Annotated in this window: 15 protein-coding genes; 4 read left to right on the plus strand and 11 right to left on the minus strand. The window is 37.4% G+C overall.

Annotation, left to right across the window (positions count from 1 at the left end; genetic code table 11):
• The gene (locus tag ACJJVW_RS10065) at positions 1–3,681 is read left to right on the plus strand and encodes a M1 family aminopeptidase (protein WP_405251650.1); all 3,681 of its coding nucleotides are present in this window, start codon (positions 1–3) and stop codon (positions 3,679–3,681) included.
• A 98-nt stretch (positions 3,682–3,779) separates the two neighbouring features.
• Here ACJJVW_RS10065 and ACJJVW_RS10070 read toward each other — a convergent pair whose 3' ends face one another.
• The 5 genes from ACJJVW_RS10070 to ACJJVW_RS10090 all read right to left on the minus strand — a co-directional run bounded on the left by ACJJVW_RS10070 (position 3,780) and on the right by ACJJVW_RS10090 (position 9,479).
• The gene (locus tag ACJJVW_RS10070) at positions 3,780–5,183 is read right to left on the minus strand and encodes a TolC family protein (protein ID WP_405251652.1); all 1,404 of its coding nucleotides are present in this window, start codon (positions 5,181–5,183) and stop codon (positions 3,780–3,782) included.
• Positions 5,180–6,535, minus strand: a complete 1,356-nt coding sequence (locus tag ACJJVW_RS10075; RefSeq protein WP_405251654.1) for an HlyD family secretion protein — start codon at positions 6,533–6,535, stop codon at positions 5,180–5,182. Before ACJJVW_RS10075 ends, ACJJVW_RS10070 begins: the two co-directional genes overlap by 4 nt.
• A gap of 3 nt (positions 6,536–6,538) precedes the next feature.
• The gene (locus ACJJVW_RS10080) at positions 6,539–8,200 is read right to left on the minus strand and encodes a peptidase domain-containing ABC transporter (RefSeq protein WP_405251656.1); all 1,662 of its coding nucleotides are present in this window, start codon (positions 8,198–8,200) and stop codon (positions 6,539–6,541) included.
• A gap of 53 nt (positions 8,201–8,253) precedes the next feature.
• Positions 8,254–8,922, minus strand: a complete 669-nt coding sequence (locus ACJJVW_RS10085; RefSeq protein ID WP_405251658.1) for a TetR/AcrR family transcriptional regulator — start codon at positions 8,920–8,922, stop codon at positions 8,254–8,256.
• A gap of 131 nt (positions 8,923–9,053) precedes the next feature.
• Positions 9,054–9,479, minus strand: coding sequence for a hypothetical protein (locus ACJJVW_RS10090; RefSeq protein ID WP_405251660.1), 426 nt, complete (start codon positions 9,477–9,479; stop codon positions 9,054–9,056).
• A 139-nt stretch (positions 9,480–9,618) separates the two neighbouring features.
• Here ACJJVW_RS10090 and ACJJVW_RS10095 point away from each other — a divergent pair, with 139 nt between their 5' ends.
• A complete protein-coding gene (locus ACJJVW_RS10095) occupies positions 9,619–10,458 on the plus strand; it encodes a helix-turn-helix domain-containing protein (RefSeq protein ID WP_405251662.1) in 840 nt (279 codons plus the stop codon).
• Positions 10,459–10,505: 47 nt separating this feature from the next.
• On the opposite strand, the gene ACJJVW_RS10100 is transcribed toward ACJJVW_RS10095, so the two are convergent.
• A complete protein-coding gene (locus tag ACJJVW_RS10100) occupies positions 10,506–11,045 on the minus strand; it encodes a carboxymuconolactone decarboxylase family protein (protein WP_298326920.1) in 540 nt (179 codons plus the stop codon).
• A 521-nt stretch (positions 11,046–11,566) separates the two neighbouring features.
• On the opposite strand from ACJJVW_RS10100, the gene ACJJVW_RS10105 reads away from it, so the two are divergent.
• Positions 11,567–12,253 carry a hypothetical protein gene (locus tag ACJJVW_RS10105; RefSeq protein ID WP_405251664.1) on the plus strand — a complete coding sequence of 229 codons (687 nt, stop codon included), beginning with the start codon at positions 11,567–11,569 and terminating at the stop codon, positions 12,251–12,253.
• Positions 12,254–12,364: 111 nt separating this feature from the next.
• On the opposite strand, the gene galE is transcribed toward ACJJVW_RS10105, so the two are convergent.
• The 5 genes from galE to gldJ form a co-directional block, all read right to left on the minus strand.
• Complete coding sequence (gene galE, locus ACJJVW_RS10110) at positions 12,365–13,381, minus strand: UDP-glucose 4-epimerase GalE (RefSeq protein WP_405251666.1); 1,017 nt, start codon at positions 13,379–13,381, stop codon at positions 12,365–12,367.
• A gap of 113 nt (positions 13,382–13,494) precedes the next feature.
• A complete protein-coding gene (locus ACJJVW_RS10115; protein ID WP_405251668.1) occupies positions 13,495–15,138 on the minus strand; it encodes a solute:sodium symporter family transporter in 1,644 nt (547 codons plus the stop codon).
• Positions 15,139–15,272: 134 nt separating this feature from the next.
• Entirely contained in the window at positions 15,273–18,452 is a 3,180-nt protein-coding gene (gene glpK / locus ACJJVW_RS10120; RefSeq protein ID WP_405251670.1) for a glycerol kinase GlpK, read from the minus strand.
• Between the two features lie 110 nt (positions 18,453–18,562).
• Positions 18,563–19,837 carry a UDP-N-acetylmuramoyl-tripeptide--D-alanyl-D-alanine ligase gene (gene murF / locus ACJJVW_RS10125; RefSeq protein WP_405251672.1) on the minus strand — a complete coding sequence of 425 codons (1,275 nt, stop codon included), beginning with the start codon at positions 19,835–19,837 and terminating at the stop codon, positions 18,563–18,565.
• Positions 19,838–19,909: 72 nt separating this feature from the next.
• Positions 19,910–21,571: a gliding motility lipoprotein GldJ gene (gldJ, locus tag ACJJVW_RS10130; protein ID WP_405251674.1), complete on the minus strand. Its 1,662-nt coding sequence runs from the start codon at positions 21,569–21,571 to the stop codon at positions 19,910–19,912.
• A 214-nt stretch (positions 21,572–21,785) separates the two neighbouring features.
• Between gldJ and porU the strand changes: the two genes are divergently transcribed.
• Positions 21,786–25,619 (plus strand): type IX secretion system sortase PorU, encoded by a 3,834-nt coding sequence (porU, locus tag ACJJVW_RS10135; RefSeq protein WP_405251676.1) that lies wholly within the window; start codon positions 21,786–21,788, stop codon positions 25,617–25,619.
• Positions 25,620–25,641: the final 22 nt, after the last annotated feature.

Here is a 25,641-nt window from a genome sequence, read left to right on the forward strand (position 1 = left end):
ATGTTTAGCACAATATATCTACACGAAATAAGAACGTGGTTTAAGAAGCCACTTTTTTACATTTTTGCAGCAATCATGTTTTTACTAGGAGTCTTAATTATGGCAGCTGGTTTAGGCGTTTTTAGTAGTGATAATGTCACAGTAACGAGCAATGTATATCTTAATAGTCCGCTGGCAATAACGGGTATTTTATCCCAGCTGGCATTGCTATCTTATTTGTTAATTCCATCAATTACTGGAGGAACTATAGATAGAGATTTTAAAAATAACATGCATAATGTATTGTATTCTTATCCTCTTACAAAGGTGCAATACCTTCTTGCAAAGTTTTCTGCTGCAATAACGGTAAATCTTTGTATTGCCGCTGCAACTATTTTAGGGTTACTGATAGGTTCTATATTGCCTGGCGCAAATGAAGAACTTTTGGGACCTTTTGGATTATGGAACTATATACAGCCATTTGCGTTCATAATTTTCCCTAACGTACTTTTTTATAGTGCTATTGTTTTTGCTATTGTGGTGTTCACACGTAACATGAATATAGGTTTCATGGCCATACTTACCATGATTATCATACAGCTTATCGCTACAAGCATGGCTGATAATGCAGATGACAAATTTTGGTTCTCATTATTAGACCCTATGGCAAATGTGGCACTGGCAGATGCAACAGAGTACTGGACTCCAATTGAGCAAAATAGTCGTTCTATACCTATGGTAGGAGCATTACTGTATAACCGTTTATTATGGGCGGGGATTTCATTTGCAATCTTATTTGGGGTTATAGCACGCTTTAATTTTTCTCAACATGCAATGACCATTCGTCTTTTTAAGAAAAAGACGGTAAGAGCAACTAAGAAAAACTTTAGTGAAGTAAGAAACATTGAAATGCCAGCAGTATCTACAGATTTCTCTCTCGTTGGGCAGTTAAAAACATTGTGGCTATTGGTTAAAAGTGATACTAAATATATAATTACAGGCTGGCCATTTATTATCATTAGTTTTCTAGCAATTGTACTTACCATTGTTATGATGAGTTTTTCTCAGCTCATTTTTAACACGGCTATACTACCAAAAACATGGACCATGCTTGCAGAGCCATCTGCATACATTATAATATTTTCATTTTTACTTATTCACCTGTATGCTGGATTCTTGATGGATCGCTCCAGAGCAGCTCATCTTAACCAGATAGTCGATGTAACGCCTACAAAGGACTGGGTGTTTCTAGTGTCAAAAGGGATATCGCTATTTCTCATGACAGGCTTTCTACAAGTAGTACTTATTCTTTGTGGTCTAGCATTTCAAACGGCAAATGGTTTTTATGATTACCAGATAGACCTTTATGTATTCCAAGCTTTTTTTATCAATATCTGGAAGTATATTCCGTGGATTTTGATGGCGCTTCTTGTGCATACATTGATTAAAAACAAATGGCTAGGCCTTGTGACTTTATTAGTGCTTGCTGTTGCGATTCCATTATTGCAAAATGCAATTGGAGTAGAGCAGGCTATCTATGATTTTAATTCGGGAGGTACACCTAGTCCCTCAGATTTTGATGGTTACGGTTCTGTATTACCTCGTTTCTATACGTTTAGGGTCTATTGGATCTCATTTGGTATTATTCTTTTAATGGCAGCTATTTTATTCTACAGACGCGGTATGGGGACAAATGTAAAAGGTCGTATCGCTTTCGCGAAAGCGAGATTATCTACACCCATCATTGCAACGGCAGTAGTTTCTCTAGTGATATTTTTAAGTATAGGTAGCTACTCTTGGTATGTAAATAATGTTGAGAATGAATTACTCACAGGAAAGGAACGTGAAGAACTACGCGTGCAAGCCGAAAGAGATTTAGGAAAGTATGCAGGAATACCACAACCTAGACTCGTAGCTGTAAATACGTTTATGGATATGTATCCAAAAACTAGAGACTTTAAAGCAGGAGCAACATTTACCATGATTAATAAGGATAGTGTTGCTATAGATACATTACATGTGAATCTCACAGATTACCCTACAGAAATCACGCTAGACAGAGATGCAGAAGTGGTTTATGATAATGAAGATTATAACTATAGGATGTATGCTTTTAGTAAGCCTATGCAGCCTGGAGATACTTTAGTGTTTAAGTTCACCATGCATAATGAGGAGAATAAATTTCTAGATGATAAGTCGCCTATTTCTACTAATGGAACCTTTGTAAATTATGGTATGTTTCCTTCTATAGGTTACAATGATAATTTTGAATTGAGAAACACACAACTACGTGAAAAGTATGAGCTAGCACCTAAGGATCGCTTACCAAATCCAGATGCTCCTGGGGCAAGAGATCGTAGTTATATAGGTGGTTATAGTGACTGGATAGACTTTGAGGCTACATTGAGTACTTCTCCGGAGCAAATAGCGATTGCGCCAGGTTATCTCATTAAAGAGTGGGAAGAGGATGGAAGAAAGTATTTTCATTATAAAATGGATTCAAAAATGCTCAACTTCTATTCTTTCTTAAGTGCAGAATATGAAGTAATGCGAGAAGAATATAAAGGAATTAATCTTGAAATTTATTACAATCCTGGTCACACTTATAACCTTGATCGTATGATGAATGGTATGAAAAAGGGCCTGGCTTATTATAATGAGAATTATACACCTTACCAGCATAAACAAGTTCGAATTATAGAGTTTCCAAAGGCGTACGGGAGTTTTGCACAAGCATTTGCAAATACAATTCCTTTTAGTGAGGGAGTTGGCTTTGTGGCAGATGTAGATGATGAGGATCAAGATGCAGTAGATTATCCGCTGGCAATAACGGCGCATGAGCTAGCACACCAGTGGTGGGCACACCAAGTGATAGGAGCACAGGCTAAAGGAGCAACATTACTTTCAGAAAGTATGTCTGAGTATAGTTCGCTCAAAGTGCTTGAGAAAACCTACGGTAAAAACCAGATGCGTCGTTTCTTAAAAGACGCGATGGATGGATATTTGACAGGTAGAACTAGTGAGCAGATTAAGGAGCAGCCGTTAATGTATAATGAGAACCAACAGTATATTCATTATCAGAAGGGATCATTAGTATTATATGCTATGAGTGATTACTTAGGAGAAGGTGTCTTTAACGGTGTGGCAAAACGCTTTGCCGAGAAATATCAATTTAAAGGACGTCCTTATCCAGTAGCTACAGAGTTTGTGGCAGATATAAAAGCGGTCACACCAGACTCGCTTAAATATCTAGTTACAGATATGTTTGAGACCATCACGCTTTATGATAATAAAGTAGAAGATGCCACTTATACAGAATTGCCAGATGGTAGTTATGCTGTACATATAGATGCGATTATAAGTAAGTATCGTTCTAAAAAGAAAGGTAAAAAAGAATATAAGTCCATCGCAGGCGATAGTCTTTCATTTACTCCAGAAGGTGAGGAGGATGCCATTGCATCGCTACCACTAGCAGATTATATTGAGCTAGGAGTTTTTGGCGAAGAGGATGAGGAAACAGGAGCAGAGAATGTGCTCTATTTAAAGAAAGTAAAAGTGAGCGACATCAATAATAGTTTTGATATTATAGTTGATGAGAAACCAGTAGAAGCTGGAATAGATCCTTTTAATAAATTAATAGACCGTCGTGGTAGTGATAACCGTAAGAAAGTAAAAGAAAACGGGAGCGACAAGGAAGAATAATTTGTGGTGATTTTTAAAAGTAAAAACCGTAATTCTTATATAGAATTACGGTTTTTTTATGCTTAGTAATAAGTTGCTATCGCAATATTATGATGGATTTATAGCCCTGCCGCATTATACAACTTAGCCTTTGCTGTAAGCTCCTTTACAGAAAGTGCATTTGCTTTAAGTCTTGCGTCTATTAACTTTTGCTCGCGGGAGTTAATGAGGAATAGTGAACTTTCTCCTAGAAAGAATTTACGCTCCTCTGCTTTTACAAGGGCTTCATAATCTACCACAATCTCAGTGATGAGGTTGTTTTGTTCTAAAAGGGATGTAATCTCTGCCTCTGTGGCGTCAAGCTTGTTTTTGATAGCCAGGGAAGTTGCTGTACGTTCAAACTCGGCGTCTTGTACTTTAAGCTTAGCAAGATTTAAATCTCCACGTTCCTTACGCAAGAAAATAGGAAAGCTTACATCTAAAAAAGCCTTGTAATTTGCTGTATTGAAACCATCTAATCGATCTGCATCTGGTGATAGAAAATTGTATTGCAAGTTTACCTTAGGAAGCAGCTTATTTTTCTTTAAAAAGCGATCTACTTCTAGCCCATCAATCTTTGCGTCTAGACTTTTAAGTTTAGGGTGATTGTTTAAAAAAACCGAGGTATCTGTAATGCCTACTAATAATAATGAAGCGTCTAGCACTGAAAGTTCAGGTTTTTCTGGATATACTGTTTCTTGTATTTCTAAAGGAATACCATCTATCCATAAAAAATTACTAGCAACAAGACGTGCCTTCTGCGCGTTGAGTGACGCAGCTTCTAGGTCAAGTCTTCTTGTCTGAGCAGTGATTCTGGCCTCTGTGATGTCTATGGATGCTTTGTCACCTTCGGCTACGCTCCTTGTTACGGCATCTAGTCTGGTGGTAGCATTCTTCAAAAATGTATCATAAATGACTTTCTCATTTTCTGTTTCTACCCAGTCAAAATAAGCTAAGCTCGCCTCATAAATTAAGTTGTTTACGAGTAAGTCACGATCTGCGATGGTTTGCTGTTCAAAAAAGCGCGCTTTCTTTAACGTAGCCATGCGTTCATTAATAAGAAGCCCTTGTGCCAGTGCAAAGGAAACTCCGGCGCTATATAATCCATCTTCGGGAACGGTAAGGTTAGGGTTGAGAAACTCACCTGTGTTTTCCTCAAAGCTTCCTTTTAACTCAATTCCGTACCAAGTAGGGATTTTAAAAGTAGCGTTAAGCTGATCAAAATATTCGGTGTCTTTAAATTTTTTACGGTCATAGTCTACCTCAATTTTTGGATCAAAACCTCCCCTTGCTTTAAGTAGATTTGCTTCTCCTGTGCTTAACACTAATTCGGCTTGTTTGATTAATGGATGATGTTGCTTTACATACCCTAAGTATTCCTCAAAAGAAATAGTTTGCGGAGAAAGTACAGGTGTTTGAGCTAGTCCCGCTTTCGCGAAAGCGTAACACAACACAAGTACTGTATATTTTATAAGTAACCTCATTTTTTCTCTTTTCTAGGAGTTAATGTGCCTTCTGGTAAATAGTAATCTGGTGGAAATCCGTTGAGTTGTCTCCATAACTCGTACCAGATAGGAACATCTTGTAGTAAGGCGATTGTTTGTGCTCCAGAGCCTACACGTACATTTTTTGGCCATGCTTCTGCTTCTTTATCTGGCGCGATAAGCACTCTAAATTTTCCATTAGTACTAATGAATGTTTCCACAGCAACTACGGTTCCTCCATAGGTTCCGAAAGAGGCGTCTGGCCATCCACTAAAAACAATTGCCGGCCATCCGTCAAACTGGACGCGTATTTTTTCTCCAGCGTGTATGAGTGGTAAGTCTATGGGTCTCACAAAAGTCTCCACGGCTAGGTCATAGTCGGCTGGCATGATTCCTACTAGTTGCTCTCCTTCTTTAAAAGTTTCTCCTAGCCCTGCTTTAATCGCTTTATTTATGAATCCATTTTGAGGAGCTGTGATATACTGCAGTGCGCTACGCATCTCGTAGTTGGTGCTTGCATTTGCTAGTTTGCTCACTTGGGCTTCAGTGTCATATTGCGCACTAGATGCACTAAACTTGTCACTTTGTGCTTTGCTTATCTTCTCGGCATACGTGGCACTTGTTCTAGTTATATCTATAGATGCGTTAAGTACATTATTTTGACTTGCGAGTAGCTTATTATTTTGAGAGATTAATTTTGCCTCTGTCTCTTGTAGCTTTAATCGCTTGTCTTCTACATCTGCGGTAGATTTTAAACCTTCAGACTCAAGCGTAGCAGTACGTTCATATTGTTTTAAGGCAATATCACGATTAGTTGTCGCAGCAACAAGATCAATACTATCACTTTGCACTTTAAAACGAGCTTGTTTTAATTTATTTTCTGCCTGTTGTAGTTTTAATCCGCGTTCACGTTGCAAAGCTCCTAACTGATTTTCTAGTGCTATTACTTTAGATTTATAAGAACCTACCGCATTACTCTTTGCATCGCGTTGCTGTCTCGTACGTTCAGCAAGGAGAGGATCTTGATACTCATTTTTGATTTCAGAAATGCGTAAAATAGTATCTCCTTTTGCTACATAGTCTCCTTCCAGCACGTACCATTGTTCTACACGCCCAGGAATGGGAGATTGTATGGTTTGCGGTCTTTGATCTGGCGTTAAGGTGGTCACATATCCTTTGCCATTCACGTTTTGCGTCCATGGTAAGAAAAGTACAATAACACCTATGATAGCAAATGCTAGCAAAAATCTATTGAAGTATTTGTAGTGACGTGCTTTATACGCCTTTGCAAATGCAGAATACCCTTCTACATCTACCGTTTTATTAAGCTGATTATTAGATATGTTAAGCATCGCTTATTTGTTTTTTGAAATGATGTTACCTTTATCTAGCACTATATGTTGATTACACATCTCTTGCCAGTCTTTATTATTACTTGCTACTATAAGCGCCCATGGTCTCTCAGGACTTGCTAGATATGTCATGATCTCTCTAGCTTGTTTTCCTTCAAAGTGTTCTAGAGCATCCTTAAGTAATAATATCCTTGGGTTGTGTACAAAAGCTCTAGCTAGCAGTATGCGTTTTGAGATAGTATGTGGTATTTTCTGTCCCTCTGGAAACAGTTTAGTTTGTAAACCATTAGGCTGCGTGCGCACAAACTCTTGTAGGCCTACTATTTTAATCACCTCATTTACACGAGTTGTAGAAACATCTGTATTACCAAAACTTATATTTTCAAGAATAGTCCCTTCAAAAGGGTTTTGCTCTGGTAGTACCTGGCCTATTTTTGATCTATAAGCATTAGGTCGCATTCCTTTGAAAGAGAAGTTGTTTACATAGATACCTCCAGAAGATGGCTGTATAACTCCAGAGAGTAACTTTAATAACGTAGTCTTACCAGATCCAGATAATCCTGTTATTAATATGCGATCATTATCTTTTACATTTAAGTCAATCTCATTAAGAATAGCGCCAGTTTCTTGAGTGCTATAGCTTACTTTATCCATCTGGATATCGATAGTATCGTTTATCTCAAAAGGATCTGAACCATCTTGTGGTTCCAGTTTTTTATCAACTACTTGTCCTATTTTTTCAAGAGAAGTAAGTACATCATAAAAACTTTCTAATCCAGAAATGAGTTTCTCGACAGAACTTATAACTAAAAGTATAATGATCTCAGCCGCTACAAACTGTCCTATATTCATTTGCTGGTTAAGAACTAGTAAACCACCTATAACTAAAAGCCCTGCTGTAACGAGTACCTTAAAACCTATCATCTGTATAAACTGTATCATCAATACTCTAAAGTGACTTTCACGCGCCTCTAGGTATGATTGTGTGAGCTTATTGTTGCGATTCATAGCAAGTGAAGTACGACCAGAAAGCTTAAAGCTTATAAGTGATCGTGCTATTTCTTGTAGCCAGTGTGCAACTTTATACTTACTCTTAGACTCTGCAAGACTAGTTTCAAGACCCTTCTTTGCTGTAAACTTGAATACTAAGTACACGAGTATCACAAGTAGAAAACCATATATGATGAAGAATGGGTGGTAAAAAGAAAGTAATATTAACCCAAAGAGTATCTGCAGTATAGCCGCAGGAAAATCTAATAAGATTTTTGATAATCCTTTTTGCACGGTAAGCGTATCAAAAAATCTATTTGCAAGTTCTGGTGGGTAGTAATTGTCTAGTTCGCTCATTTTTAATTTAGGAAAGCGATACGCAAACTCAAAAGAAGAACGAGTGAAAATCTTCTGTTGTATGTTTTCAAGGATGCGTACTTGCATTAATTGCAAGATTCCTTGAAAAGCCACTCCTAGTGTAACGAGAATAACAAGTACAATCCAAGAAGTACTCACCTGAGCACCCTGAATGAGGTTAATAATAGCTTGGATACCTAGTGGTAATGTAAGCGCTACAAGTCCAGCAAAAATTGCGTAAAATAAAATTTGCTTAATATCTCGTCTATCTAGTTCGAGCATATTTACAAATCGTTGCCAAGGTGTCATTTCTTTCATTGAAAAACGGTGTTTTTCATCTCCATAACAGAGATTTTTGTTTAAATAATATCTTAGTTGATGGCTTTAAAAACCATGTCTGTATAAAACTTTTCTATTGTATTCAATCCTTCTTCTACGTTAGTAAGCGCAGGAAGATGTTTTGAGAAATAACGTTGATGGTGTGCTCCTTCTATCACTGTAGAGATAAGCATGTGAGGAAATGCATACGCTGGGTTAATCTCAAGAACAATATCACTTATGCGTTGTACCACACGTTTATACGTTTTATAATACCCCTTTGCGTTTTCCTTGTCTACATCCTTTGTGTGGTATGCTTTTGACGACTCTGAGATAATAATACGATGTAGCAACATCTCATTTACATAAGAAATTGCGCTATCTTGAGTAGCATCCTTAGTGATAAGCGCTAGTGCACTTTCAAGTTTTATCTTAGGGTTAGAAACGTTTGTAGTAGAGAATACAAGTTTATACTCTACCCAGCTCCAGTACCAGCTTGTAAGATAGACTAGTAAAGTGTGTTTACTATCAAAGTATCTGTAAATCGAACTTTCATTTGAGTTAATTGCTACACCTAGTTTCTTAAATGTAAATTTCTCAAAGCCCAGCTCATCAATCATTTCTATACTCTTGCTCACGATATTCCTGCCCAGTTCTGTAGTCTCGGGATTACGCGTATACAACGCTGGATCAATAGTAATTTGTACATGCAATTCTTCCATGCATCAAAGATATGATAGTAATACTATTATAATATAAAGTTTAACTATTTATTATGAAAATATAACTATCAAAAAAAGCCCTGAGAAGGGCTTTTGATTTTATGAAGTAACGCTTTCGCGAAAGCTAAACTTTAAAGAATGTTAGGCAAGGTTGATAAATACCTTGCTATCGTCTTCTCACTGAATTTACTGTACAAAGCATTAAGTTCCATTGGTGTGAGTTGGCTATAAATGCTTGGGTAATTAGTAGCTAAATACTTATTGAATTCCTGCTGCTCGTTAGACTTCCTGCTTGCTTTTCTAAAAATTTTGACCAATTCTTTTTTAGAGATTTGCTTCCCATCCACTTTATAAACTGATTTTGATTCTTTGCTTTTGGTTAAAAACTGTTTGTAACTAAAGCTTTCGTCATCTATTACTTCTATGGTAAATGAAGATAAAGAGGTCGATGATCTAGAAGAAGATGTTAGCCTGTTTCCATTACTAGCGATGTAATCTTGTGAAAATGTTTGGCCAGTAATTAATATGGATAGGAGTGTGATGAATAGTGTTTTCATAGTAAATTTAATTTATAGCATAGTCTGTTAGTACTATTGTGATTAAAGATTGTACAAAGTTATCGTAAGGTTACCTGGTATAGTATGGACATACTTCCTAGCCTCTTGTACATTTTGTACATTGTCTTAATTTATATTTATGAAGCTCACATATACATCTATAAAAGAGGATAGCAAACTAGTGCTTACTGACTTTAATTGTGCGCCGTCGCAGCAATTGCTTTCAGACAAAGGAATGTATAAAGTGCTATGGGCAAAAGACGCTTCTAGGGATATTGTAATTGATGGATATACGCTTCGTTTAGAAAAAGGGCAGCTTATCTTTTGCACGCCACTCAATGTATTAGAGATTACACAGAGTGATGGACTACTAGCGCTAGTTTTTAATAGAGAATTTTACTGCATAAGAGAGCATGATGAGGAGGTTTCTTGTAACGGTTTTCTCTTTTATGGATCATCACAACCGCCAGTAATAACGTTGAGTGAGAAGGAACTCAAAAGTTATGATGCTATGTTTTTAATGATTCAAGAAGAGTTTGAGACACGAGATCATATACAAGGAGAGATGTTGCGAGTACTGCTCAAAAGGTTATTGATAACCTCTAGCAGGCATATTAAAAGCCAATTACCAGAACCAGAGATGCCTAGCAATCAGTTTGATTTAGTGAGGCAATATCATATTCTTGTAGAGCAACATTTTAGAACCTTGCACAAGGTCTCAGATTATGCAGAGCTACTCTTTAAATCGCCTAAAACGTTATCAAATCATTTTAAAAACATGGGTGATGCATCACCACTTAAAGTGATTAATGATCGAATCATTTTAGAAGCAAAACGTTTGCTTCTTTACTCAGATAAAAATGTAGAAGAAGTCTCTTATGACATTGGGTTTAACGATGCTGGGCACTTTTCAAAATTCTTTAAAAAGCACACGGGAGTCCCGCCAGGAACTTTTAAAAAGTCAAAAAGCCCACTATAAAGTGAGCTTTTAAACAAAACAATCAATCTAACTAGTATCACTACTATTTACTTGCTCAATAAGGTTACTGCAGGGAAATCTACAGGAATCTTTGTAGTATTATTAATGTAGTTTGAGATAGTTTTATCTCCTACTAATGAGATGGTATCTATAAGATTTTCCTTTGTCCATCCAGCGTTAAAAAAGTTTTCTAAAACCTCTTCACTCGTGTTACCACGATTTTCTGTGATGTTTTGTGATAGCTTAGCTAGTGCATCTAGCTTGGTGTCAAAAGAAGCTTTTCCAGCTCTCAACTCTAATATTTGCTCTGGTGTATAACCATTCATGCCTGCAATAGCAGTGTGTGCAGAAAGGCAATACTCACAGCCGTTAACCTCACTCACAGCTAGATTTACAACCTCTTTTTCCTTAGCCTTAAGGGAACTTGGCGCATTTGCAAAGTCTAGATAGTTTTTAAGAGCATTGTTTGAGTGTGCATATGTTGCATATAAGTTTGGTACAAAGCCCACTGCTTTTTTAAGATTATCAAAAATTCCTTGGTTAGTCTCGCTTACTTCTGCTCTTGTTGGTACGTTAAATGTGCTCATAATTTTAAATTTTTATAATTAGAATATTATTAGTGTGATGTATTTATATTTTTTCTGCGTCGCAGTAATAGTCATCGTTAAAGTTGGTCTCGCAATTAGTTTTAAAAAGTTGCTTTGAGACGCGATTTGTAGTATTTCTAAAAATCTCAATGAGATTAAAAATGGAGTTGGTTTTTGTTTTCATAATGTTGTTACTCTTTTGGTACACAACAATAGACGAGCAGTTACAAGCAACCTTATTGTGTATACTTCCTCGCTTATGGTATATTATTCCCTTCCTTATATTAAAAGAGTTTACTTAGGAGCGATTGGATATTTTGTATTTGCATTGTAGTATCCCGCTTTACATTGCAATTCCTCGCGCCTGGCCGTGCCAGACAGCTGCGGGATTTACATTGCAATCGGGACTAGAGACTACTGCCATTGCATTACTTGGTAATTTATCGTGGTGCAATAATTATATAATTCTTAACTATAACGAGACTAGCTTTTGCATACCTTCAAGTAATAAATACTGTACTATGAAAATTAATTTTAAAGTATCACCAAATCACGTAAAAACTATCGAAAAGCTTCCAGGCGCTTGGAGTGTGGATGACTATAAGAAGCTTTTAGAGATTATGGATTATGGCGATACTACAGGTATGACGGATGCAGAGCTTGAAGAAATGGCGCTTCTTTCCCTATCTGATAATGAAACCAACGATGCTGCCGAAATCGTACTAGAATACCTTTTTAAAGACCAGCTCAATAAGGGGCAAAGAGAAAACCTATCGCATGAGATGCTTAATGAGCATCCATGGGAAGAATACTCAGACCTGTCTATGCATGAAACATTTTTTAATGCAGGGCAAATTTTATACAAAGCCTACAATGGAAAGTTTCCACACCCTAAAGCGATACATTTTAATGTTACTTTTAGTGTCAAGAGTAGTATGATGCTAGATGTGTTTAAGGAAGATACAGAAGAGCAGGTTATACGTATACTATCTCAAGGAATGCCAGAAAATACACTTCTCAAAAGACTTTTTAAAGATGAGTTAGCTCACGGAGGCTTAACTGATGCCGCAAATATTATCTGGCAACTTAAGAAAGTATCACAAGAAGAAACGGCTATAACATTTGATGTACTAAGTTCAAACCGATGGTTTGAAGATATTAAATATGTGGAGGATTTTGAGGCAACTATTGACTTTGAACAAGAATAAATAGTACTTGCTATCTCAAACAGGAATTTTTTAAGAGGTGCTTATTAAAAGCTGCACATAAAAAAAGCTCTCAGTGTTCCTGAGAGCTTTTTTATTATTACATCATCCTTATCAGGATCTAATTTTTTGCTCCCATTTCCAGGCAGAAGCCATGGCCTCATCTAGCGAGCTTTCTGCTTTCCAGCCTAGTTCATTATTTGCTTTGTCTGTATCTGCATAAGCAGCTGTGACATCACCTTCTCGTTTATCTGAAATCTTATATTTAAGTGATTTTTCGGCTACTTTTTCATAAGAGTTGATCACTTCTAATACAGAGCTACCTGTGCCTGTGCCCACATTAAAAACTTCATAATTAGACTTGTTGTTTTCTTTAATGAGCCGTTCTAGCGCAATTACATGTGCCTTTGCAAGATCTACCACATGTATGTAGTCACGCACAGCAGTACCATCTGGAGTAGGGTAGTCATTACCAAAAACAGAAAGCTCCTCCCTTAGCCCTATTCCCGTTTGTGTGATAAAAGGAACTAGATTTGCAGGTACTCCTAGTGGTAATTCACCTATCTCTGCAGTAGGATGCGCTCCTATGGGATTAAAGTATCTTAAGGAGATAGCATTAAGCTGTGGTTGTATACTGCAAGTGTCACGTATAATTTCTTCGCCTACTTGTTTCGTGTTCCCATAAGGGGATGTCGCTGGTTTAACAGCTGCATTTTCTGTTATAGGTAATTCATCTGCCTGCCCGTATACAGTGCAAGAAGAGCTGAAAATAAATGAAGCCTTCTCCTTTTTTTGTAATTCTTGAAGGATGTAAATTAAGGTAACAAGATTGTTTTCATAGTATAATAAAGGTTCCTTTACGCTTTCACCCACCGCTTTTGATGCAGCAAAATGGATGACACCTGCGATGTCATTATGACGATTGAAAAAGTCTTGCACTTTTGACTTATCACGAAGATCAAATTCTTCAAAAAGAGGAGTCTTCCCCGTAATATTTGAGATACCCTTTAACACCTCTATAGAAGAGTTTGAGCAATTATCAATAATGACCACATCGTGTCCAATTTTTTGAAGTTCAACAACTGTGTGTGACCCTATAAAACCTAGACCTCCTGTTACTAAAATTTTCATTCTATAACCTATTTAGATATCTGCTAAAGTAATTGATTTTGTCAGTCCTCTATTAACACTAAGTACTTAATGATGCCACTTTCCATTTTCGCAAAAGCGGATATTTACCATATTTAAAAAATGAGGTAGGTACTTAATACTAGTAATACGATTAGTGCGCCTACGATGTATGCATATTTCCACGGAGTAGTATCTATCGCTTCTGTTTGCTTAGGTACGTAAATATCTGTTTTAGGCTTAATAGCCCCTACTATGAGCATGATAATTACATTCACCACAAATAAAATTCCCATAATATGTAAAAAATGAGGGAATGCCTCCGCTTTTATGATTGCGAGTTGTGCAGCATCTGTTATGCCATTTGCATCTGCCTCTGCAAGGGCAGTTGCTTGATAGCTAGGTCTCATAAATATGGTACATACGTACATAATTACACCAGCTATTAAAACAATTTTTGCACCGATTGCGGGCACTTTTTTTGTTACAATACCTACAAGTACTACTGCAAGAATAGGTACACTTAAACTTCCTAGTGCTTGCTGGATATAATCAAATAACCCTGCAGGTGCATTTGCAATAAACGGGGCAATTATCATTGCGATAATAGCAACAACAACTCCAAAAAGCTTTCCAGCCTTTACCGCTTTATGCTCTGAAGCATCGCGGTTAAAGAATTTTTTATACAGATCAAACCCAAATAGCGTTGCACTACTATTTAATAAACTATTAAAAGAACTAAGTACAGCTCCAAATAAAACAGCCGCAAAAAAACCAACAAGCGCTGGAGGTAGCACCTCTTTTACAAGTTCTGGATAAGCTTTATCTGCAGAGCTTAAATCCCCTTCAAACAGGTGCCAAGCTATGATACCTGGTAATACTACAATCACTGGTATTAAAAACTTTACAAAGGCTGCTAGCATCATCCCTTTTTGCCCTTCTTTAAGGCTTTTTGCTCCAAATACACGTTGCAAAATAGCTTGATTTGTTCCCCAGTAATACATCTGCGCAATCATCATACCTGTAAAAATAGTCCCCACAGGAATAGATGATGTTACATCTCCAGTTACATCAAATTTATCTTGATTTTCTGTCCATAACTCGTTCAGACCATCTCCTACACTACCATCACCTATCATTTTGAGACCAAAATATGGGATTAGTAATCCTCCTATTAAGAGACCAACGGCATTTACTAAGTCTGATACGGCTACTGCCTTGAGACCTCCAAAAATCGCATATACAATTCCTATAACACCTATTGTCCACACACAAAGCCAGATTACTGCTCCCTCAGACATACCTAGTAAAGTAGGTAAGTCAAACATAGTGCTGAAGGCGAGCGATCCAGAGTAGAGGATAGTAGGCAGTAATACGATACTAAAAGCGATAAGAAATAATACAGAGAGAATAGCTTTTGTGTTTTCATCAAAGCGTTCTTCTATAAATTCTGGAATCGTGGTGATTCCCTTATGCATATATTTAGGTAGAAAATAAACTGCTGTAATTACCATTGCAATTGCTGCGAGTGTTTCCCATGCCATTACAAGTATTCCTTCTGAGAAAGCTTGACCGTTAAGTCCAACAATTTGCTCTGCAGAGAGGTTTGTAAGTAATAATGATCCTGCAATTGTGAGTGCGCCTAGACTTCTACCACCTAGGTAATAACCGTCTGCACTTTTTTCATCAGTACCACGTGTTTTCCACCAAGCGTATCCCGCTACAAGTAATGTAAATCCAAGAAATGAAATGAGTCCCATGTAATTAGGTATTTATTAGTATAGCGTGTAAAATATGACTTTTTAATATAATATTATGAGTTCTATTACGAACCTTTTTACGATAACGTTTTCGTTAGTAAAAGCGAATGAAATGTTTTTTTTTAGAGTTTGTGTTACTCAAATTCTTCCTCATAATATTCACTAGCATCTTTTAAGAGAATATGGAGATATTCATTTTCCTGCAATACTCTCTTTTCATCCCAACCTAAATATCGTATCATATCCTCTTGAACGAGGTCACGATATTGATGCACAGAGTATATATCAAAATATAATCTACCCGTACGTCGCACAAAAAAGTCAGCTAGGCTGTTTGTCATCTCATGATGGATGCTGTACCAAACTTCTGCACGTATTAAGCGCTCCTCTGGATTTTCATTTAAGAAATAACTCATCTTATCAATGATGGTATTGCTTTGCTTCCCATACGTAGTTGCTAGGTACCAACTTTGATATTCATTTACAATACCTACATCTTCAAGACGCTTTTTAATCTCTTGTTGGTAAATATCTACTTCTACCGTGTTTTTTAAAGGCTCAGAGGTAAGCGGTATTTTTTCTGTGTATGATTTTACGAGGTGTGCTTTCTTCTTCTCTGGCACATCTTTAAGAACACGATCTATAACTCGCTGTGCCATTTTACGATATCCAGTAAGTTTGCCGCCAGCAATAGAGATCAACCCTGTGTCAGACACAAAAATCTCATCTTTACGACTTAATTCAGAAGGGTCTTTTCCATCTTCATGTATAAGAGGTCTTAGTCCAGCCCAGTTGGACTCTATATCGTCTATCGTAAGATTTACACTTGGGAACATATTATTAGTCGCATCAAGTAAATAGGTTGCATCATCTTGAGTAGCTACAACTCGGTTGAGGTTTCCGCTATAGTTCGTATCTGTCGTTCCTACGTAGGTCGATCTACCGCGAGGGATGGCAAAAATCATACGACCATCCGGCACATCAAAATAAATAGATTGAGTCAATGGAAAACGCTCTCTAGAAAATACAATGTGTACTCCTTTTGTAAGGTGTAAATACTTGCTATTCATGGAGTGGTCTTTCTTCCTTAAAAGATCAACCCAAGGTCCTGCAGCAGATATGTAGTGCTGTGATTTTAGTTTAAAATTCCTTTGTGTATTGTGGTCGTAACATTGTAAGCTTTTTATTTTTCCTTGCTCATCATATTTAAAGGTTTTCATCTCGCAATAGTTAATAATAGTAGCGCCAAAACTGGCTGCCTTCTTTAATAACTCTACGGTAAGTCGTGCATCATCTGTGCGATACTCTGCATAATAGCCACCACCTATTAATTGGTCTTTGTTAAGTAAAGGTTCTCTAGTAGCAGTTTCTTCTCCACTTAACATTTTACGTTTATCATCACCTTCTACATTTGCAAGAAAGTCATAAACCTTTAAGCCTATTGCCGTCATCATTTTACCATAGGTGCCACCTTCTATAAGTGGAAGCAGCATTTTTTCTGGAACAACAAGGTGAGGAGCAAGGGTATGCAATATTGCTCGTTCACTTCCCGACTCTTGTACTAAGCCTATTTCCATTTGCTTAAGGTAACGCAGTCCACCATGAATAAGCTTTGTAGATTTATTACTTGTTCCAGAAGCAAAATCATTCTTTTCTATAAGACATACATTCATACCACGAGATGAAGCGTCAAGTGCAATTCCAGCTCCAGTAACACCACCACCTATAACAATAAGATCAAATTTTTCTTTTTGTGCACGAGCTATCTGGCGCTGTCTGTCAAGTACAGAGAAACGCATTGGGATATCTTCTTGGGTTGTGAGCATCTGGTTTGTAGTGCTCTTTGTGCGTGCTACGGCATTTTTCCAGCCGGTATATTTCTTGTTACGCTCATATTCAGTGATCGTTGGTTCAAAAATGGAATCTACTTGACGTATTTTAGAAATATCTTTTTTGTTCCAAATCCCTGCTTGAATTCCAGCTAAAAATGCAGCTCCTAGTGCAGTAACTTCTAGCATCTCTGGACGATCTACAGCTATATTAAGAATGTCTGATTGAAATTGCATGAGGTAATTATTTGCAGTGGCCCCGCCATCTACTCGTAGCGCTTCCATTTGCTTGCCAGAATCTTCAATCATTGCATCTAGAACATCTCGTGTTTGATAGGCAATCGCATCTACCGTAGCTTTGATAATATCTTCTTTGCCTGAGTCTAGTGTTAATCCATAAATAGCTCCTTTTGCATCCATGTCCCAGTAAGGTGCTCCTAATCCTGCAAAAGCAGGAACTACGTATAAATCATCTGTAGCTGCTGTATTCATACAGATATCTTCTGTGTCTCTTGCATGATCTATGAGGTCAAGTTTATCCCGTAACCATTGTACAGATGCGCCTCCCGCAAATATGGAACCTTCTAGAGCATATTTAACTTTACCATCTGGTAAGCTAGCACATAAGGTAGTAAGCAGTCCATTTTTTGAAGTAACAGGTTTTTTTCCAGTATTCATAAGTAGGAAGCAACCGGTACCGTAGGTGTTTTTAGCTATTCCAGATTTGTAACCTCCTTGACCAAAAAGCGAAGCTTGTTGATCTCCAGCAACTCCACAAATAGGAATGCTGTGGCCGTCTAGTACGATATTTCCAAAATCTGAGGCGCTATGTTGAACCTTAGGTAACATAGACGCTGGAATGTTTAATGCTTCTAGCATCTTTTCATCCCATTTTAAGTCTATAATATTGTAAAGTAATGTTCGGCTGGCATTAGAGTGGTCTGTTGCGTGTACAGAACCATTGGTGAATTTCCAAATGAGCCAAGTGTCTATGGTTCCAAAAAGTAAATCGCCTTGTTGCGCTTTCGCGAAAGCATTATCTACATTATCTAAGATCCACTTGACCTTAGTTCCAGAGAAGTAGGAGTCTATAATCAGTCCCGTATTCTTATTCACATACTCTTCTAGATCTTGAGATTTTAATTGTTCACAAATCTCTTTAGTGCGCTTATCCAGCCATACAATTGCATTGTAGGCAGGTTTTCCAGTATGCTTATCCCAGACTACGGTAGTCTCTCGCTGGTTAGTAATACCTATCGCAGCAATCTCATCGATAGATATGTCAGACGTTTCGATAACTTCTTTGAAGGTAGCTTGCTGTGCTTCAAAAATCTCTATAGGATCGTGTTCTACCCACCCGTGTTGCGGGTAATGTTGCTTAAGTTCCTTTTGGGCAATGTTTTTTATGGTTCCTTGATGGTCAAATATGATAGCTCTCGTGCTCGTTGTACCTTGATCAAATGCAATGATATATTTATTTTCCATAGAGAGAAGCTTCATTAATGAAGTCGCCTAAAGTTAAGAATTACATCTTTAATTGATCTAGAGTTAATATTTAGAAAATCAAAAGTTATCTCTATTGAGAATCTTTGGGGTTAATTTTCTAAGAGATTTAATATTCGCTCCATTTTCATTCCTCTAGAACCCTTTATAAGTACCGTTGCGCCGGTTGGAATTTTGTTTGAGTACGCTTTCGCGAAAGCATTATAATCTTCATAAACCTCTTGGTTCAATTGAGGTACCGAAGTGCCGAAATCTGGACCTATTGCATACACTTGGTCAATACTAAGGTGATGCGCTAAATCTAACATCGCTTGATGTTCTGTTTTTGAGGTGACACCTACTTCAAACATATTACCTATGAACGCAATGGTCTTAGTGTTTGTAGCCATTAAATTTTCTAGGGCTGCTGCCATGCTCGTAGGGTTTGCATTATATGCGTCTAGAATTATGCTATAAGAATCTTTCTTTATGATTTGAGAGCGATTATTTGCAGGTATGTATTTTTCAATTCCTGACTTAACCTGATCAACAGACAGGTCAAAATAGGTGCCCATTGCAATAGCAACAGCAATATTTGTATAGTTATAGATGCCTATGAGTTGGCTATTGATAGTGGTTTCCTTAAACGATAGTTTGAGATTCTCAGATCCATCTACTAAGGTGATAGGGTGGTTGCTTTCTGTAGAGCCAAATGTTTGTAAAGTAATGCCAGTAGCTTTTTCCACTTGTAGCTTGTCTGTGTCGTTTATAAAGGCCATTTCCTTATTAACTCTAAGGTAATTATAAAGTTCACTTTTTCCTTTTATAACACCTTCAAACCCTCCAAAACCTTCGAGGTGTGCCTTTCCAAAGTTTGTGATATACCCAAAGTTAGGTTGGGCAATCTCACATAGCATTGCAATTTCGCCTTGATGATTTGCACCCATTTCTACAATACCTATCTCTGTAGTCGTATCCATAGATAAGAGGGTAAGTGGTACTCCAATGTGGTTGTTGAGGTTCCCTCTAGTAGCTACAGTTACATATTTTTCATAAAGGACTGCGTTTATAAGCTCTTTTGTAGTGGTTTTTCCATTGCTTCCAGTAAGACCTATTATAGGTAGGTTAAGATAATTGCGGTGGTAGTTTGCTAGTTGTTGCAATGTTTTAAGAGCGTCATCTACCAGCACCGTATAATCATCTTCATATTCTTTTTCATCAATCACTGCGAGTCTAGCGCCATCTAGTAATGCTTGTTTTGCAAACTTATTACCATTAAAATTATCTCCTTTTAAAGAGATGTAAATCTGATTTTTTTGTAAAGATCTTGTGTCAGTACAAACTCCGTTACTGTTTAAAAAATGGAAGTGTAGCTCTGCAATGGTCATAATGATAGTAAAATTTTAATATGAAAAAAGCCCTCGTAAGAGGGCTTTTAAAAATACTGTAAAAAGAGAATGTTATCTAGCTCTTTTTCCTTTTTTAGCTTTTGATCCCACTCTTGACATAGCGCAACGGAAACCAATATCGTCTGACGCCATTCCTTGTGGAAGGAATCTTCTTTGTGCTGGATCTAACCAGTATGCTCTATCTCTCCAAGAACCTCCTTTGTAAACACGTACTTCGTCATTTACTAAAGATGTTCTATTGTTAGACTCATCATAACGACGGTCCATTTTTCCTGCGCTGTCTCTCTCTACTTTATGTTGAGGAGCGTTGTACATGTTTTTTCCAGAATCTGGATTATCTACATCTTCATTAAAAGATTCAAAATATCTTGTAGATCTTCTATCTCCATCTCTAAAGTTACGGTTGTCACTTGTAGAGAATTGTGTTCTTAAATAAGTCTCATCTTCGTCTACAGGTACTTGAAGGATCTCTCCTGGTAAGTCTCTAGCGATAATGCTTCCATTTGCTAGTGTGTCATATACGATAGAATCTACAGTAACGATTTTTACTTTACCATCTTCTCCTATAGCGTTCTTTGTATATACGTTACCTCTGTAGTAGTTAAAGTCGTTAAACTCATCATCTACGATAGGACGATAAACATCTGCAACCCACTCAGAAACGTTTCCTGCCATGTCGTAAACGCCAAAATCGTTAGGCTCATAGCTCTTTACTTCTGCAGTAATATCGGCATTATCATCAGACCATCCAGCGATACCACCGTAATCTCCATCTGCTTGTTTAAAGTTTGCTAAATGATCTCCACGTGTACGACGATCTGAAGATCTTGTGTAAGAACCATCCCAAGGATATTTCTTACGACCACGGTATACATTGTAGCTTCTTAATTCTGTAAGACCAAGAGCTGCATATTCCCACTCTGCTTCTGTAGGGAGTCTGTACTTAGGAAGAAGTATTCCGTCAGTACGTTGTATAAAAATATTTGTACTATCATTTTGCTTCATACGACGCTCACTAGAACGACCACCTCTTGCAAGGCTATCACTTCCACCATACGTAAGTGTTGGAGCATTTAAATAAGTTTCTGTATCAAAAGTTGAACCAGCATCTACATCAAAACGAGCACCTCTTGCAGTATAGCCTTGTTCTTCTAGAATAAGTTCATTTACTCTGTTTGATCTCCAGTTTGCATATTCTACAGCTTGTATCCAGCTTACACCTACCACAGGGTAGTTTGCATATGCTGGGTGACGAAGGTAGTTTTCTGTCATAGTTTCATTAAAACCAAGACGATTTCTCCATACTAACGTATCGGGTAGTGCACCTTTGTAAATATTGCGGTAATTTTCTTCTTCTGGAGGAAATACTTTCTTTAAGTAATCTAGGTATTCTAGATACATACCGTTAGTAACCTCAGTTTCATCTATGTAAAAAGATTGAACGTGTTGCTGGTTTGGAGAGTTATTCCAGTCATGCATTACATCATCTTGTACTTTACCCATAGTAAAAGTACCTCCTTCTACAAACACAAGACCAGGTCCAGTGGCCTGTTCTTCATAGTCTGTTTTAAGCTTAAAACCTCCGTTTTTACCGTCGACTTTCCAGCCAGTTCCTCTAGAACTGTCTTTGTAATCGTTTGATTTGCTACAACTTGCGACTGTAATCGAAATCACGGCAAGTGCCAGCATTTTTAATGCAAAGTGTAGTTTCATAGGTAATTATGTTCAATGTATTTGGGATTGCAAGATAGTAATAACTCGTTAAAGTGCAAGCAATTTACGATGTCGAGCCCAAAAAAAATTCGTTGGTTATGGTTAACTCATTAGTAACGGCGCTATTTATTCTTTATTATTGTCTTAAGTAAAAAAAAACTACACTACAACTATCAGTTAATAATAAGCCGTACAGGCTTTCGTTATCCTACTAATGAAAACGTTACTCTCACTATTTTTAATATTTATAGGGATTTGCACATCTGCACAGTCAGAGCAAATGGTTATAAACTGGGAAGGTGCTTTAAAAATCACCCAGAAAGGTAGTACGCTAGAAGTAATGAATCTTGTGGTGAGTGAACAAGGTGAGTACACTTATAGTATGCAGTGGGATGCTAGAAATGCAATTGATCCCCAATCTTCAAAATTTGTAAATGTAAAAATAGAGACTGTTCCTCAGTCGTGGCTCAACGCTATTGATAAAAAGCAATTACCCTCAGAGGTTAGCTATCAATTCCATACATCTAAAGCACGTAATACATATTATAGTGTATTAGAGATTTCACCTTTCATAATAAAGAACGGTCACGTGATGAGGGTGATCTCTGGTGATGTGATGTTCGCTTTCGCGAAAGTGCAACAACAACAACAACAACAACAACAACAACAACAACGAGCGCCTCTTGTAATAAGTAATTCATTGTTGGCTACTGGAGACTACTATAAATTCTATGTCGAGGAATCTGGAATACATGCTATCAATAGAAGTTTTTTACAGAGTTTAGGAGTCGATGTAAATGGAATTAATCCTGAGCAGATAAAAGTGTATGGTTATGGAGGTTCTCCTTTGCCATTGCGTAATAGCGATAACGAGAATTTTGATCTTAGGGAAATTCCTATTCAAGTACTAGGAAGTGGTGATGGGACTTTTGATAATGATGATAGGATTCTCTTTTATGGTGAGAGCACAAGAAAATATCATGAAGAATTAGATACTCATATTAATCCATACGAGGACAGATCGTATTACTATATAACAGTTGCAGGTGTAAATGGGCAGCGTGTAAGTCCTAATGTAGAACCCTCTGGAGCTCCAGTTATAACGTATGATACATATAAGGACTATCAATTTCATGAGGAGGATGAAAATAGCTTAGTAAAAATAGGTAGACGCTGGTTTGGTGAGCGATTTAGTTTTGAGAATGAGCAATCATTTGATTTTGATTTTGAAAATGCAGTCTTAGGGCAAACAGCTACCTTAAGAGTAGAAGTTGCAGCTACATCAGAAACTGTAACATCTTTTGATGTGCTCGTTAATGGTGCTTCTGTGGGATCTGTAAATATTCTTGCGATAAGTGATATTGTGCTTGCTAGAGGTGGTTCTCTTGATATTGAGGTGCCTGTATCTGGTAGTGAAATGGTTGTGACACTCATTTATAATAATAATGGTAATCCATCTAGTGTGGGATACCTTGATTTTATAAGCCTCGATGTAGACTCACAATTAAGTGGCACTGGGAATCAATTTACCTTTAGTAATCCAGATGCAGGTATGCAGTTAGGAGTAGGTGCGTATTCATTAAGTAATATGCAAGGTTATACTCAAATCTGGGATGTAACCGATCAAACAGCGATAAGAACTTTGGAGCTAGATGGGGAGCAGAATGTCTCTTTCAAAAGTTTGTTAGGTACAGAAGGAATATTTGTAGCTGTTACCCCATCTGATTACTTGACACCTTTTCGCGAAAGCGGAAATACGCAGTTATCTAATCAAAATTTGAAAGGGACTATTTTTCAAAACAATAGTGGTGATTTTGAAGATGTAGATTACTTAATGATTACAGGTAATACCTTGTTGTCTCAAGCGGAAAGACTAGCGCAACATAATAGAAATTTAAGAGGACTCAATGTAAAGACAGTTACACTTGAGCAAATTTATAATGAATTTGGAGGTGGTAAAGCAGATATAGGTGCGATTAGAAACTTTATAAAATATGTTTATGATAATGCATCCTCAGACGCTGGGAGATTAAAATATGTATGCCTTTTTGGCGACACCTCGGTGGACTATAAAAATCGTATTTCAGGGAATAATAATGTGATGCCTACCTATCAAACTTTTGATAGTTTTAGCCTGGTGCGTTCCTTTATGAGTGATGATTTCTACGGTTCATTAGATCCATCTGAAGGAACAATGATTGCGTCAGATAAGTTAGATCTAGCTGTAGGAAGAATTATTGCCGATTCTCCTAGTCTTGCCGCTACGGTGGTTGATAAAATTATTAATTATGATGCTCGTGAGTCTTATGGTCGCTGGCGAAATAATTTTGTACTGGTATCAGATGATGTGGATGAGGTCTTTGAATTTGCTCAGTTGCAAGGAACTTTAGATAATCTTGGTGATCAAATAAGTGTAGAGAAGCCTTTTGTAAATGTTATCAAGATACATAGTGATGCGTTTCAACAACAATCGTCTGCTGGTGGAGATAGATATCCTCAAGTAAACGAAGCTATTGAAAATGCCGTTGAGGTAGGTTCACTTGTGGTGACATATCTAGGTCATGGAGGTGAAGAACTTCTCGCAGCCGAAGCTATAGTGACACAAAACGAAATTAATAACCTAGATAATGGCGCACGTTTGCCGCTTGTGGTAACTGTCACGTGTGAGTTCGGGAAGTTTGACAATCCTGAACGTCCTACGGGAGGAGAAGCATTGTTTTGGAATGCCGATGGTGGAGCAGTAGGTCTTGTGACGACTACGAGAGAAATCACAGTAACTCTCGGGGTTAATTTTAATAACTCATTGGTGGAGCAGCTATTTTCCTTTGGTACAAATGAAGTCAAAAGTGTAGCCGAGAATATTAGAGCCTCAAAAAATGGAATATCAGATCCGTTACGTAGGGTGATTTTCTTTGTAGGTGATCCAGCCATGAAACTTGCTTTCCCTAAGCCAGACATACAGCTATCTGCAATTAATGATGTGCCAGTAGGGACTGAGCTTCCTGTGTTAAAGGCGCTTGACCTAGTTAAGGTAAATGGTCGGGTTACCTCACAGGGAGGTCAAACGCTTACAGATTATAATGGCACACTAGCAGTTACTTTGTATGACAAACGTATAGATAGACAGACGCTGGGTAATGATGGTGTAGTAATAGGTGGAGAGCTCGCAATTATGGATTTTACAACCCTAGGTGCTATTCTTTATAGAGGTCAGGCATCTGTGACAAATGGTAATTTTGAATTTACATTCAGAATGCCACGAGATACTGCAATACCGCTAGGTAATGGTCGGCTTAATTTTTATTCAGAACGATTAGGAGTATTAGAAGATCAGACAGGTGTAGATGAAACTATAATTATAGGAGGTCTTAACGAGAATGCCCCAGAAGATAACCTAGGCCCTAGGATTAAGTTATTTATGAATGATGAAAACTTTGTAAATGGAGGTATTACAAACGACTCTCCTATTATACTTGCAAAACTAGAAGATGAAAACGGGATTAATACCGCTAGTGGTATAGGTCATGATATTGTGGCAATAATAGATGGTGACGAGACGAATCCTATTATAATGAATGACTTTTATGAGACAGAGGTGGATGATTTTATGAAGGGTACTGCTGCTCGTAAGATTAGAAATTTAGAGCCTGGACCACATACATTGTCATTCAAGGCATGGGATGTATATAATAATTCATCTACTGCAGAGCTGCAGTTTGTGGTGCTGGGAGATGAAGAGTTAGAACTCGAAAATGTGCTTAATTATCCTAATCCGTTTGTAAATTATACAGAATTTTGGTTTAATCATAATCGTCCTTTTGAGCCTCTTGATGTGCAGGTTCAAATTTTTACGGTAAGTGGTAAAGTGGTGAAAACCATTAATCAGACAGTCGTAACAGAAGGGTTCTTGTCACGTACAATTACATGGGATGGTCTTGATGATTTTGGTCAAGCTATCGGAAAAGGAGTATATGTGTATAAGATAACTGTTAAATCTACGTTAACTAACAAGCGGGTGGAGAAAATAGAGAAGCTCGTAATCCTCTAATCATAATCATAGAAAAGTCTAT

The organism is Dokdonia sp. Asnod3-C12 (assembly GCF_045063975.1).
In the GTDB taxonomy this organism is placed as follows: domain Bacteria; phylum Bacteroidota; class Bacteroidia; order Flavobacteriales; family Flavobacteriaceae; genus Dokdonia.